This window comes from Halorhodospira sp. M38 (assembly GCF_022227985.1).
Lineage (GTDB): Bacteria > Pseudomonadota > Gammaproteobacteria > Nitrococcales > Halorhodospiraceae > Halorhodospira > Halorhodospira halophila_A.
On record NZ_JAJNQP010000003.1, the window covers coordinates 113,998 to 126,995 of the forward strand.

14 protein-coding genes and 1 tRNA gene are annotated in these 12,998 nt (G+C 70.3%); 8 read left to right on the forward strand and 7 right to left on the reverse strand.

The features are described 5' to 3' along the window. Positions 1 to 104: 104 nt before the first annotated feature. From cobD to cobU, 6 genes are read right to left on the reverse strand one after another with little or no spacing between them, the layout of a single operon-like run. The gene (gene cobD / locus LRA98_RS03250; protein ID WP_238632693.1) at positions 105 to 1,169 is read right to left on the reverse strand and encodes a threonine-phosphate decarboxylase CobD; all 1,065 of its coding nucleotides are present in this window, start codon (positions 1,167 to 1,169) and stop codon (positions 105 to 107) included. A gap of 10 nt (positions 1,170 to 1,179) precedes the next feature. Continuing rightward, the gene (gene cbiB / locus LRA98_RS03255; protein ID WP_238632692.1) at positions 1,180 to 2,106 is read right to left on the reverse strand and encodes an adenosylcobinamide-phosphate synthase CbiB; all 927 of its coding nucleotides are present in this window, start codon (positions 2,104 to 2,106) and stop codon (positions 1,180 to 1,182) included. A 9-nt stretch (positions 2,107 to 2,115) separates the two neighbouring features. Continuing rightward, entirely contained in the window at positions 2,116 to 2,868 is a 753-nt protein-coding gene (locus LRA98_RS03260; RefSeq protein ID WP_201171694.1) for an adenosylcobinamide-GDP ribazoletransferase, read from the reverse strand. Beyond that, on the reverse strand, positions 2,865 to 3,494 hold the full coding sequence (locus LRA98_RS03265) for a histidine phosphatase family protein (protein WP_201171691.1): 630 nt from the start codon (positions 3,492 to 3,494) through the stop codon (positions 2,865 to 2,867). Before LRA98_RS03265 ends, LRA98_RS03260 begins: the two co-directional genes overlap by 4 nt. Continuing rightward, on the reverse strand, positions 3,491 to 4,588 hold the full coding sequence (gene cobT / locus LRA98_RS03270; protein ID WP_207189817.1) for a nicotinate-nucleotide--dimethylbenzimidazole phosphoribosyltransferase: 1,098 nt from the start codon (positions 4,586 to 4,588) through the stop codon (positions 3,491 to 3,493). Before cobT ends, LRA98_RS03265 begins: the two co-directional genes overlap by 4 nt. Positions 4,589 to 4,628: 40 nt before the next feature. Beyond that, a complete protein-coding gene (gene cobU / locus LRA98_RS03275; protein ID WP_238632690.1) occupies positions 4,629 to 5,165 on the reverse strand; it encodes a bifunctional adenosylcobinamide kinase/adenosylcobinamide-phosphate guanylyltransferase in 537 nt (178 codons plus the stop codon). 98 nt (positions 5,166 to 5,263) lie between these two features. Between cobU and LRA98_RS03280 the strand changes: the two genes are divergently transcribed. Continuing rightward, positions 5,264 to 6,598: a DUF3422 family protein gene (locus LRA98_RS03280; protein ID WP_443134937.1), complete on the forward strand. Its 1,335-nt coding sequence runs from the start codon at positions 5,264 to 5,266 to the stop codon at positions 6,596 to 6,598. 33 nt (positions 6,599 to 6,631) lie between these two features. On the opposite strand, the gene LRA98_RS03285 is transcribed toward LRA98_RS03280, so the two are convergent. Then, positions 6,632 to 8,269 (reverse strand): BCCT family transporter, encoded by a 1,638-nt coding sequence (locus tag LRA98_RS03285; RefSeq protein ID WP_238632688.1) that lies wholly within the window; start codon positions 8,267 to 8,269, stop codon positions 6,632 to 6,634. A gap of 116 nt (positions 8,270 to 8,385) precedes the next feature. Between LRA98_RS03285 and LRA98_RS03290 the strand changes: the two genes are divergently transcribed. The 7 genes from LRA98_RS03290 (at position 8,386) to proB (ending at position 12,995) form a co-directional block, all read left to right on the forward strand. After that, positions 8,386 to 8,889, forward strand: coding sequence for a hypothetical protein (locus tag LRA98_RS03290; protein WP_238632686.1), 504 nt, complete (start codon positions 8,386 to 8,388; stop codon positions 8,887 to 8,889). 58 nt (positions 8,890 to 8,947) lie between these two features. Next, positions 8,948 to 9,919 carry an octaprenyl diphosphate synthase gene (ispB, locus tag LRA98_RS03295; RefSeq protein ID WP_238632684.1) on the forward strand — a complete coding sequence of 324 codons (972 nt, stop codon included), beginning with the start codon at positions 8,948 to 8,950 and terminating at the stop codon, positions 9,917 to 9,919. Positions 9,920 to 9,932: 13 nt separating this feature from the next. Next, positions 9,933 to 10,009, forward strand: a tRNA-Pro gene (locus LRA98_RS03300). Positions 10,010 to 10,162: 153 nt separating this feature from the next. Further along, positions 10,163 to 10,477: a 50S ribosomal protein L21 gene (gene rplU / locus LRA98_RS03305; RefSeq protein ID WP_238632683.1), complete on the forward strand. Its 315-nt coding sequence runs from the start codon at positions 10,163 to 10,165 to the stop codon at positions 10,475 to 10,477. A gap of 15 nt (positions 10,478 to 10,492) precedes the next feature. Further along, a complete protein-coding gene (gene rpmA, locus LRA98_RS03310; RefSeq protein ID WP_201171682.1) occupies positions 10,493 to 10,750 on the forward strand; it encodes a 50S ribosomal protein L27 in 258 nt (85 codons plus the stop codon). Positions 10,751 to 10,837: 87 nt separating this feature from the next. Continuing rightward, positions 10,838 to 11,878, forward strand: coding sequence for an Obg family GTPase CgtA (gene cgtA, locus LRA98_RS03315; protein ID WP_238632681.1), 1,041 nt, complete (start codon positions 10,838 to 10,840; stop codon positions 11,876 to 11,878). Further along, positions 11,862 to 12,995: a glutamate 5-kinase gene (gene proB / locus LRA98_RS03320; protein WP_238632679.1), complete on the forward strand. Its 1,134-nt coding sequence runs from the start codon at positions 11,862 to 11,864 to the stop codon at positions 12,993 to 12,995. The genes cgtA and proB overlap by 17 nt, the downstream gene beginning before the upstream one ends. Positions 12,996 to 12,998 lie beyond the last annotated feature (3 nt).

Here is a 12,998-nt window from a genome sequence, read left to right on the forward strand (position 1 = left end):
CGTATCGATCCTCTCTTGGTGCCGACGGCGCGCTTCGCCCGCGCTGGGCCGGAGGCGGCCTGCGGCGAAACCGCGCTAATTTATCAAAAATCGCGCTGGGCAGGTTATCGACCGGATGACTGCGGGCTGTAGGGGCGTGTCCCATCGTCGGCGGTGAGAGTTTGCAACGCTGCCGCCAGGCGCTGCCAGGCCGCTTCGGTGCCGGGCAGGCCGAGGCGCAGTCCCGCCGGCTCATCGAAGGCGCGGACCCAGACCCCGGCCCGGGCCAGCAGCGCCTGGTAGCGCCGCGCCGCGGTGCAGGGGACCCAGCGAAACAGCGCCGTGCCCCCCGCCGGTGCCAGCCCGGCGGCGGTCAGCAGCCCATCGAGCCGCTGCGTCGCCGCCGTCAGGGCGTGTCGCTGGGCCGCCTGCCAGGCCTCGTCGGCCAGGGCCTGCCCGGCGGCATGGCGGGCCGGGCCGGCCAGAGGCCAGGGGCCGAGCACCCCGGCCAGTTGCTGGCGCAGCCCCTCCGGGCCGAGCAGGAAGCCGACCCGGGCGCCGGCGAGGCCGTAGAACTTGCCCAGCGAGCGCAGCAGGATCAGGCCCGGGCGGCCGACGGCCGGGGCCAGGGAGGTCTCCGGCTCGGCGTCGCAGAACGCCTCGTCGACGATCAGATGCCCGCCCCCGGCGGCCAGCGCATCGCACCAGGCGAGCAGGATGGCGGCGGGGTAGCGGGTGCCGGAGGGGTTGTTGGGATGGCTCAGCACGAGCGTGTGCCAGGGCGGGGGCGTGGGTGGCCCGGCGGCGATCCGCTCGGCCGTGATCCGCTCGACGCGGTGGCCCCAGTGCTGCCACGCCCGCGCATGCTCGGCATACTCCGGCGCCGGGATGGCCACGTTTCCTGGGGAGTGGAGAGCCGGGAGCAGGCTGATGGCGGCCTGGGAGCCGGGCAGGGCCAGGGCCGCGCCGTTGCCGGCGGCGTAGTGCGCCGCGGCCTGCGCCTCGAGTCCGTCGGCCTCGGGCAGCCGGTGCCAGGTGGCCGCCGGGGCGGCGCTCAGCGGGAAGGGGGTCGGGTTGATGCCGGTGGAGAGGTCCACCCAGCCCCCCGGCGGCTCGCCGAAGCGCGCCGTCGCCTCGGCGAGGTTGCCGCCGTGCTCCAGCGTGTCGGGCAGGTGCTGTGCTTCGCTCATCAACGACCCCTCAGGGGATCAGCGGGGAGGGCGCCCACAGGGCGATCGCCGCCGCGATCCAGATCAGCACCCCGCGTTCCACCAGCGCCACTGATGCCTCGATGGTGTTGGCGTCCGCCGGATGCCCGCTACCCAGCGTGGGGCGTTGGCGGACGCCGTCGCTGTAGACGGCCGCGCCGCCGAGGGTGGTATCGAGGGCCGCGGCGCCGGCGGCCAGGACCACGCCCGGGTTGCTGCCGGGCCATTGCGGGGCCTGGTTGCGCACTGCAGCCCACACCGCCTGCGGGCGCAGGCTCGCCAGGGCATAGGTGAGCGCCGTCAGGCGCGCCGGGATCCAGCCGAGCAGGTCGTCCAGGCGGGCGGCGGCGTAGCCGAAGTCGTTGAAGCGCACGGTTCGGTAACCCCAGAGGGCGTCCAGGGTGTTGATCAGTCGGTGGGCGACTGCCCCTGGGGCGCCGGCGACCAGGAACCAGAAGAGGGTGGCGAAGACCGCGTCGTTGCCGTTCTCCAGGGTCGATTCGGTGGTGGCGCGGGCGGTGTCTTCGGCGTCCATGGACTGTGCATCCCGACTGACGATCCTGCCCACCGCCGCGCGGGCCTCGGCCAGGTCGCCACGGGCCAGCGGTTGCGCCACACCCAAGGCGTGCTCGCGCAGGCTGCGGCCGCCCAGGCAGAGGTAGAGCAGCCCCAGCTCCACCACCCAGCCGAGCGGCCCCAGCGTGAGCAGGGTGGCGAGCAGCACGGCCGGTGCGACCAGGATGGCGACCGCCACCATGCCGGCCTTGCGCCGGTCCGGGTCGGGCAGGCGCCCTTGGTTGAGCAGCCGCTCCAGCCAGCCGGCAACCCGGGCGAAGCCATTCAGCGGGTGCCCGGCGCGGGGCTCGCCGAAAACCCGGTCGAGCAGCCACGCGCCGATGATCAGGGCGGGGAACGGCACGGGAGCGGCCTAGACGCTCGCCGCCACGGCGGCGGCGCCAAGCAGTGCGGCGGTCTCGGTGAGCTCCACGGTGGCGCCGGCGGTGTCGCCGGTGGTCCCGCCGAGACGCCGTGACATCGCGTGCTGCGCCAAGACCAGGGCGACTGCCCCGGCGGCCACCGCCGCCAGCCCGGCCCATCCGGTGAGCAGGGCGGCCAGGGCGGTGACCACGGCCGCACTGCCCAGCGAGGCGCCGGGTGGCCCGAAGTGGGACAGGGCCTCGCCGATCCCGCCGGGGCGCACATAGGGTGTGGTCAGGAACAGCAGGGTCAGCCCAGCGCGTCCGACAACCGCCGCTGTGGCGATGGCCAGTACGGCGCCGGCGTCGAGCAGGGCGGCCACCGCTGCCACCTTGAGCAGGAGGACGGCGACGATCGCCGTGACCCCGATGGGCCCGCAGGAAGGATCCTTCATGATTTCCAGGGTGCGTTCCCGCTGCGCCATGCCGCCGACCCAGGCGTCGGCGGAGTCGGCCAGGCCGTCGAGGTGCAATGCGCCGGTCAGCAGCGCCCAGATCACCACTACCAGGGCTGCAGTGAGCAGTGCAGGCAAAGCCTGGGTCAGGAAGGCCATCAGAATCAGCAGGGTGCCGATGATCGCCCCGACCAGGGGGTAGGCGACCAGCGAGGCGCCACTCTCCTCGTCGTCGATGCGGCCGAGCGAAGGCACCGGAAGGCGTGTGAGAAAGGCGATGGCGATCAGCAGCGGTCGCAAGGCGGTCATCGCTCCCCCTCCGCCGATGTTGCGCGGTTATGGAAGTAGAGGGTCGGATCGGTGCCGGGCTCGACACGGACCCGGCTGACCGAGGCGTAGGGCACGTAGAGTCGGTTGAACCCGCGCAGCGGGAGCTCCAGCAGGTGCGACAGCACCACGCGGATCAGCCCGCCGTGGCCGACGAGCAGCAGGTGCTCGCCGGGGTGCTCTGCGAGCAGCCGCACCCAGGCATCGATGACGCGGCGCTGGAAGTCGGCCATGGGCTCGGCGTTGGGCGGCGTATAGTGGAGCGGATCGGCCCAGAAGCGTGCCTGCCCCTGGGGGTCCTGCTCGTAGAGCTCCGCCGGGGTCAGGCCCTCCCAGTCACCGAAGCCGATCTCTTGGAAACCGTTTTCCACCTGTAATGGCAGCCCCTGCTCGGCGGCGTAGCGTTCGGAGAACTCGCGGCAGCGGCGCAGCGGGGAGCAGACGATCCGGGTCAACGCCGCGGGCTCGAGCGGGGCGGCGCGCATCTGCGCCCAGCCGCGTTCGCTGAGCGGGTCGTCCTGGGTGCCGCGGTAGCGGCGGCCGCCCACCGGCTCGCCGTGGCGGATCAGATCGATCCAGGTCTCCTGGCCTTCGATGGGGGGTCTCACCCTTTGCCCTCCGGGGTTACGCCGGCCTCCGCGAAGGTGGCCATGCGGTTGTGGATGGCGCAGGCCATGCGCATCAGCGGTATCGCGGTCGCAGCGCCGCTGCCCTCGCCCAGGCGCATGTTGAAGTCGAGCAGCGGGCGCCCGCCGAGGGCCGCGACGATGCGGTGATGACCCGGCTCGGCGGAGCCGTGGCCGAGGATCATCCAGGCGCGGGTGCCGGGGCGCAGTCGCTCGGCCAGCAGGGCGGCTGCGCCGCTGATGAAGCCGTCGAGGAGGATGACCACACCGCGCTGGGCGCAGCGGATGTAGGCACCGGTCATGGCGGCCAGCTCCAGGCCGCCCACGCGACGACCGGCTTGCCACGGCTCGCTGAGGTTTGCCGGTCCGCCGAGCTGTTCTCGGTGCAGGGCCAGGGTCTCGTCGACGGCCTCCGCCTTGTGTCGCAGCCCGGCGGCATCGTGTCCGGTGCCTGGGCCGACTAGCCCCGGCGCCGGTTTGTTGAGCAGGGCGCCGACCACGGCGGCGGCCGCAGTGGTGTTGGCGATGCCCATCTCGCCGGCGATAAAGACCCGGGTGCCGTGCTGATCGATGGACCGGTCGACGGCCCGCGCGCCGGCGGTGAGCGCAGCGCTGAACTGCTCGTCGGTCATCGCCGGCTGCCGGCGCATGTTGGCCGTGCCGGCGGCGATGCGTTCGTCGCGCACCGCCTGCGGCACCGCGCCCTGCCAGCGGGTGCCGACATCCACCACCTCCAGCTGGGCGCCGATCTCCTCGCTCATCACGCAGATGGCTGCGCCGCCGTTGGAGAAGTTCTCCATCATCTGCAGCGTGACCACCGGGTCGAAGGCGGAGACGCCGTCCTCGGCGATGCCGTGGTCGCCGGCGAACAGCGTGATCTGGACCGGATCCACGGCGGGGTGCGGGGTCTGCTGAAGCCCGGCGAGCTGGATGGCGATCTCTTCGAGCCGGCCGAGCGATCCCGGCGGCTTGGTCAGCTGATCCTGTCGAGCCCGCGCCTGCTGGGCGTAATGCGGATGGGTCTGCTGGATTGGTTCATCGAGCCACTCCGGTTGGTTCACGATTGCGCTCCTCATTCCCTTCTTGGCGGCGTCAGCCCGTCGCGGGGGGACGACTCTATTTCAGGGGCTGTGCGAGGCCGGCGACCATCCAGGTCACATGCTCGCAACGTTCGGCCATCCGCTGGTGCAGCGCTCCGGCCTCATCGCAAAAGCGCCTGGCCAGCGCGTTCATCGGCATCACGCCAAGGCCGGTCTCATTGCTGACCAGCAGCAGGTGGCCGCGTGCCGCGGTCACAGCGTCGAGCAGCTCATCCCGGGCCGATTCGAGGCCGTCGTCGGCCGGTGGCGCGTCGGCCGCCTCGTCCGCGGCCACCAGTCGGTTGGTCAGCCACAGCGTCAGGCAGTCGATCAGCAGCACGCGCCCCGGGGCATCGTGGGACTCGATGGCCCGGGCCAGATCCAGCGGGGCCTCGACCGTTCGCCAGTGCGCCGGTCGCCGCGCCTGGTGCGCGGCGATGCGTTCGGCCATGCCCGCATCTTCCCGGGCCTGGGCCGTGGCGATATAGACGACGTCGTCGCTGAGCTTGCTGGCGCGTTGCTCGGCATGGCGGCTTTTGCCGGAGCGCACGCCGCCGAGGATGAGTTCCCGCATGCTGTTCCCTCTGGCACGGGCGGGGGAGGATACCATACCCTTGCGCTGACCCGGTGCAGGCCGGGGCCGCACGCCCGATGCAGAGAAAGCCAGCCAGCATGACCCTGAATGTAACGGAGATGCACCAGGCCAGTGAGCCTGTCCCAGGGGCCCACGTCGATCACCCCCTGCGCCAGGAGGTCAACGACGAGATCCACGCCCGGCCCTACGAGCGACTGCGCGCGCCGGCCCGGGTTAGCCACCTGGGGATGTTCTCGGGGCGCCACTCCGCCGACGCCGACCGGGCGGCGGTGGCCGACCTCTGCCAGCGCTTCGGGGTGGCACCGCCGGAGCCGGATGCCCAGCACATGTCCCGGGATTTCGGCAGCTTCCGGCTCAAGTGGGAGCGGCGCACCGAGATCTCCACCTACACCTTTATCGTCGAGGACGACTTCGAGCACCCCTTCGAGGGGCTGCCCATCGAGCGCCTGCCGGAGGACTGGCTGGCCAGTCTGCCCGGCCCCCGGCTGGTGGGTATCCACCTGGCCCTGGAGCCCTCCTGGGCGCGGCCGCGGACGAGCAGCGAGATCGTTACGCTGTTCAATGACAACACCATCGTCGGCAGCCAGATCGCCGGTGGTGCGGCGCGGGTGTGGACCGACTTTCGCATCCACGACGACGGTTATTCGCGCATCCTCCTGCGTGATGTAAACATGCGCGAGCGCCAGGCCGGGCGTGCCATCCAGCGCCTGCTGGAGATCGAGACCTATCGCATGATGGCGCTGATCGCCTTCCCGGTGGCGCGGCGGCTGAACCCGCAGCTCAACGACCTGGAGGAGCAGCTGGCGGGGATTACCGAGCGCATGACCGGCTCGAGTCGGGAGCGTGACGAGCAGCACCTGCTCGGTCAGCTGATGGAGCTGGCCGCCCAGGTCGAGCGCATCGGCAACAACACCAACTACCGCTTCCACGCCGCCCGCGCCTACCACGAGCTGGTCGAGCGGCGCATCCAGGAGCTGCGTGAGCAGCGCATCCAGGGCGTGCAGACCATCCAGGAGTTCATGGAGCGGCGCCTGGTCCCGGCCATGCGCACTTGCGCGACGGTCACCGAGCGGCGCGAGTCGCTCTCCGAGCGCATCTCGCGCACCGGCGACCTGCTGCGCACCCGCATCGACGTGGCCCTGGAGGCGCAGAACCGCGATCTGCTCGACTCCATGGATCGTCGCGCCAAGCTCCAGTTCCGTCTCCAGGAGACGGTTGAGGGGCTGTCGGTGGCGGCCATCAGCTACTACCTGATGGGGCTGATCAGCTACGTCCTGGAGGCGGCGCGCGATGCCGGTGCCCCGATCCGGGTGGAGGTCACCCAGGGGCTGGCGGTGCCGGTGGTGGTGTTCACCATCTGGCTGGTGGTGCGCCTGGTCCGCTACCGCATCGCCAAGCGCCAGGAGGGCTAGCGCCGCGCCGGCCGGCGCGGCGCCGGCCGCCGCTCAGCCTTCCGCCCGGTCGGTGGCGGTCGCGCTGCTGGTGCCGGTGTCGCTGGTGTGCCAGTCCGACTCCACCTGCGCCCACGGCTCCATGGGCGGTTCGCTGCGTTCGCCCGGGCGGGGCGCGAAGCGCTCCTCCTCCAGCGCCTTGAGCAGGCCCACCACCATCCCGAGGATGATGAACGAGAACGGCACCGCCGCGGCGATCACCGCCCCCTGCAGGGTGGTCAGGCCGCCGGCGGTGAGCAGGACGATGGTCACCAGGGTGATGACCGTGCCCCAAATCACTGTATGCAGCCGGGAGATCTCGGTGGAGCCGTTGGAGAGCAGGGTCTGGGTGACCAGGATGCCGGCGTTGGCCGAGGTGATCAGGTAGGTGCCGATGAGCACCGTGACCAGGATCGAGGCCGACGTCGCCCAGGCGCCCACCTCCATCAGTTCGATGGTCCGGAACACGGCGGTGCTGACCTCCTCCCGGGTCGCCTCGGCCACCCCGCCGGGGCCGAAGAGTTCGATGTGGATGGCGTTGCCGCCGAACAGCCCGATCCAGACGATGGTGATGCCCGTGGGCACCAGCAGCACCCCCATGACGAATTCGCGCAGCTTGCGCCCGCGCGAGATGCGCGCGATGAAGATCCCCACAAAGGGGGCCCAAGCCAGCCACCAGCCCCAGTAGAAGAGGGTCCACTCGGCCTGCCAGTCGCCCTCGGCGTTGGCGTGGGTGTGGAAGGAGAGGGTGAACAGGTTCTGCAGGTAGTCGCCGGTGGACTGGACGATCAGCGCCAGCAGGTACTGGGTTGGCCCGAAGAGCAGGAAGAAGAGCAGCACCGCGGCGCTCATCCAGAAGTTCGCCTCACTGATCAGGCGCACCCCGGACTGCACGCCGTAGAGCACGGAGATGGTGGCGATGCTCATCACCGTGATCGCGATGGCGACCTGGCCGGTGGTGCCGGCCGTGATCCCGGTCAGCTCGCCGATGCCGGTGTTCAGCTGCTGGATGCCCAGGCCCAGGGTGGTGGCGATGCCGAAGACGGTGGCCAGCACCGCAAGGATGTCGACGGCATCGCCCCAGGGGCCGTGGATGTGCTTGCCGATCAGCGGGTAGAAGGCCGAGCGCATGGTCAGCGGCAGGCCGCGACGGAAGCTGAAGTAGGCGAGGATCAGGGCGACCAGGGAGAAGACCGCCCAGCCGTTGAGCCCCCAGTGAAAGTAGGCCAGGCGCAGCGCGGTGTCGGCGGCCTCGCTCGGGTCGTCGCTGATCGTGAACGGGTTGCTCTCGAAATGGGAGATGGGCTCGGCCACCGCCCAGAAGATCAGGCCCACGCCCATGCCGGCGGCGAAGAGCATGGTCAGCCAGGAGAAGGTGCGGAACTCGGGGACCTCGTGATCCTGGCCCAGGCGCACGTTCTTGAAGCGCCCGGTGCCCAGCCAGATCACCAGGAGCAGGAAGGCGGCAACCACCAGCACGTAGTACCACTGGAGGAAGGGGGTGAGCGACTCCCGCCAGCCGACCACCACCGCCTCCAGGTGCTTCGGCCAGATGGCGCCGGCTAGGGCGAAGGCGGCGACGAGGAAGGTGGAGACGGCGGTCACCCGGGGGCTCATGCCCTTGAAGAAACCGCGGGTCGCTACGTTGAACATCGCTGCAGGCTCCTGCTTTACGGTAGGCTATCGGGCTGGCGCGCAGGCGCCCTAGCCTAACAACCACCGACATGTCCCGCTGCGCCCGGCATGCAGCGGGGCCCAAGGAGGCGTGCATGCATCGCGGGATGCTCCCCGTTCTGGTCGTGGTCGGTCTTCTCGCTGTGGTCACCATCGCGCTCGGCCCCATGGTCTCGGCGCCGATCGCCGCCGCCTGGCCCGCCTGGTGGCCGGTGTGGTCCGGCTTTGCCCTGATCGGTGTCCTCGCCATTCACGTCGCCCGGCAGCGTCCGGCGGTGGCCCGGGTGACCGCGGTGCGCACGTTCCTGGCCTGGATGGCCTGGGCTGCCCCGGCGCTGGTCTACGCGTTCGTCGGCGGTCGCTACGGGCTGCCGCCGGCCGGCTGGGGCGAGCAGGCGCTGAGTGCGGCGGAGATCAGCCACTGGCTCGATCGGGTCACTGCCTACAGCCTGCTCGGCGCCCCGCCGATCCCCGATCCGCTGCCTCAGCTCGGTGCGACCGTTGCCCTGGTGGTGGTCTATGCGGCCCCGGTGCTGGCCGGGCTGCTGCTGCTCTCGATCTGGCGCAGTGGCCGTCGGGCCGGCGGCGGCCGCGCTTGACACCCATGGCCCCCCTGCCTAGCATCCGCGGGGCTGACCTGGAGCGCAGATCCTGCCCATGAACCTTGATGAAATCCGCGAGCTTGCCGCCGGCGACATGGCGGAGGTCAACCGCCTGATCGGCGATCGGCTCTCCTCCGACGTGGTGCTGATCAACCAGCTCGCTCACCACATCGTCAACAGCGGTGGCAAGCGCGTGCGCCCGATGGTGGTGCTGCTGGCGGCGCGGGCCTGTGGCTATCAGGGCAGCGATCACATCCAGCTGGCGGCGATTATCGAGTTTATCCACACCGCCACCCTGCTCCACGACGACGTGGTCGATGGCTCGGACATGCGCCGCGGCAAGCAGACGGCGCACACCATCTGGGGGAACGAGGCCAGCGTGCTGGTCGGCGATTTCCTCTACACCCGGGCCTTCGAGATGATGGTCGAGCTCGACTCGATGGCCATCCTGCGCATCCTGGCCCGGGCGACCAACACCATCGCTCGGGGCGAGGTGATGCAGCTGATGAACGTCCACGAGCCGGATCTCACCGAGGCGGACTACCGCCAGGTGATCTATCGCAAGACGGCGACGCTCTTCGAGGCCGGCTGTGAGAACGGCGCGGTGCTCGCCGGGCTGGATGAGGCCGGGTGCCAGGCGCTGGCGGCCTACGGTCGCCATCTGGGCACGGCCTATCAGCTGGTGGATGACGCCCTGGACTATAGCGGCGATGCCGCCGAGATCGGCAAGAACATCGGCGACGACCTGGCCGAGGGCAAGACCACCATGCCGCTGATCCACGCCATGCGCGAGGGCGAAGAGGCCGACCGCGAGCTGATCCGCCAGGCCATCGAGGCCGGTGGGCTGGATCGGATGGAGGCTGTCGGACGGGCGATTGAAAAGACCGGGTCGGCTGAATATACTAGGCGCCTCGCTGAGGTCGAGGTCGAGCAGGCCGTCGAGCAGCTCACCTCCGCGGTTCCGGGTAGTCCCTGGCGAGACGCGCTGGTACACTTGGCGCGCAATTCGGTATCCCGGACAGCGTAGCGGGTTACAAATTCGGGGTGTAGCTCAGTTTGGTAGAGCACTGCCTTCGGGAGGCAGGGGCCGCAGGTTCAAATCCTGCCACCCCGACCAAACAATCCAAGGCGCCGCGGACCGACCGCAGTCACCACGCCCGCCTCTCCCCAGATGTTCGCAGGCCCGGAAGCGGCCCCGGGGCAGGCGGGGTGATCGTGTCGAGTCGGGCGGCGGCCCGTAGCCATCAGAGTAGACAGGAGCAAGACGCCGATGTACGCGGTGATCCGAAGCGGCGGAAAGCAGTACCGGGTCTCGGAAGGAGACGTGCTGCGAGTCGAGAAGCTCCCGGCCGAGGTCGGCGAGACCGTGCAGTTCGACGAGGTCCTCATGGTCGGCGAGGGGAGCGAGGTCAAGATCGGCACGCCGCAGGTTGAAGGCGGCAGCGTCAAGGCCGAGGTCCTTGAGCAGGATCGGCATCGCAAGGTCGAGGTGACCAAGTTCAAGCGGCGGCAGGGCTACCGTCGCCACCACGGTCATCGGCAGCCGTACACCCAGGTCAAGATCACCGGCATCAACGCCGGCTGACGGAGGGCATCAGGCATGGCACACAAGAAGGCGGGCGGTAGTACCAAGAACGGTCGCGACTCTCAGTCAAAGCGTCTGGGCGTCAAGCGCTACGGCGGTGAGGCGGTCTCTGCGGGCAGCATCATCGTGCGCCAGCGCGGCACCCACTTCCACGCCGGCGAGAACGTCGGGGTGGGCAAGGACTACACCCTGTTCGCCAAGAGCGACGGTCGGGTTGTCTTCGAGCGCAAGGGGCCGGCCCAGCGCCGCCGGGTGCGAATCGAAGCGGTCTAAGGGCGGCGACCCATTCCGGACCCGTAAAGCCCCGCCATGGAGCGGGGCTTTTTTGTATACGGACGCGCTACAGCGCAGAGGCCGAGCATGCGATTCGTCGATGAAGTCACCTTTGTCGTCCGCGCCGGAGACGGCGGCGACGGCTGTGTCCACTTCCGGCGCGAGAAATATGTGCCGCGGGGGGGGGCGGACGGCGGCGACGGCGGCCGCGGCGGCAGTGTCTACCTCGAGGGCGACGAAGGCCTGAACACCCTGGTCGATTACCGTCACGACCGCTTCTTCAGTGCCGAGAGCGGTGAGGCCGGCGCGGGCCGGCAGTGCACCGGGCGCTCCGGGGTCGACCGCATCCTGCCGGTGCCGGTGGGCACCCTGGTCGTGGACGAGGAGACGGACGAGGTCATCGGCGATATCACGCGCCACGGCGAGCGGCTGCTGGTGGCCGCCGGCGGACGGGGCGGACTGGGCAACCTGCACTTCAAGAGCTCGACCAATCGTGCCCCGCGTCAGTCCACCGACGGCACCCCGGGGGAGTCCCGGGAACTGCGCCTGGAGCTGCAGCTGCTCGCCGACGTGGGGCTGCTCGGCATGCCCAATGTGGGCAAGTCGACCCTGATCCGCACCATCTCCGCCGCCCGTCCGAAGGTGGCCGATTATCCCTTCACCACCCTCTATCCGCAGCTGGGCGTGGTCCGCTTCGAGGCGCAGCGCTCGTTCGTGGTCGCCGATATCCCCGGCATCATCGAGGGCGCGGCCGAGGGGGCCGGACTCGGCGTGCGTTTCCTCAAGCACCTGAGCCGGACCGGGCTGCTTCTGCACCTGGTCGATGGGGTGGCCGAGGAGGAGCGCGGTGGCGATCCGGTGGCCGAGGCGCGAACGCTGCTGGCCGAGCTCGAGGCCTTCAGCCCCGAGCTGGCGAACAAGCCACGCTGGCTGGTGGTCAATCGCCTCGATGCCCTGCCCGAAGAGGTGCGCGAGGAGCGGGTGGCGGAGATCGCCCGGGGGCTGGACTGGTCCGGCCCGGCTTACGGCATCTCCGGGCTCACCGGCGAGGGGGTGGAACGCCTGTGTGCGGATATCATGAGGGAGCTGGAGGCGCGACGCAGGGAGGATGATGGTGAATCGACGTGAGACGCTGCGCCAGGCGCAGCGTTGGGTGGTCAAGGTTGGTAGCGCCCTGATCACCGATGACGGGCGCGGCCTGGCACGCGATCAGATCAGTGCCTGGGCAGATCAGGTGGCGGCGTTGCGCAAGGCCGGCCGCCAGGTGACCCTGGTCTCCTCCGGGGCGGTGGCCGAGGGGATGCAGCGCCTGGGTTGGCGGACCCGGCCGCGGGCGGTCTATCAGCTCCAGGCGGCGGCCGGGGTGGGGCAGAGCGGACTGGTCCACGCTTGGTCCGAGGGCCTGGACCGGCACGCTCTGCAGACCGCGCAGGTGCTGCTGACCCATGATGATCTCTCCGACCGGCGCCGCTATCTCAATGCGCGCAGCGCACTGCGCGAGATGCTGCGCCTGGGGGTGGTGCCGGTGGTCAACGAGAACGACACCGTGGTGACCGACGAGATCCGCTTCGGTGACAACGACACCCTGGCGGCCCTGGTGGCCAATCTGGTGGAGGCCGAGGCGCTGGTGGTCCTCACCGACCAGCCCGGGCTGATGGACCGCGATCCGCGGGTTCACCCCGACGCCGTGCTCCTCGACGAGGTCCGCGCCGGCGACCCGGAACTCGAGCGGTTGTGCGGCAGCACTGCCGGGGTCCTGGGCCGTGGCGGCATGCTGACCAAGGTCCGCGGTGCTGAGCGGGCCGCCCGCTCCGGTACCTACACGGTGGTCGCCAGCGGGCATGAGCCACGGGTGATCCAGCGTCTGGTCGAAGCCGAGCGAGGGCTGGGGACGCTCTTCGTACCCGATCAGGAGCCCCTGGCGGCGCGCAAGCAGTGGCTGGCCAGCCACCTGCAGACCCGTGGCGCGCTGACCCTCGACGAAGGCGCTGCGCGAGCCCTGCGCGCGTCCGGCAAGAGCCTGCTGCCGGTCGGCGTGGTGGCCGTGGCGGGTGACTTCTCCCGCGGGGAGATGGTCGTCTGCCGGGATCCGTCGGGGATCGAGGTGGCGCGCGGTCTGGTCAACTATGCCGCCGACGAGGCGCGACTGATCTGCGGACGTGCCAGTCGTGATATCGAGGCGGCGCTCGGCTACGTCGATGAGCCGGAGCTGATCCACCGCGACAACATGGTGGTGACGGTGTAGGTC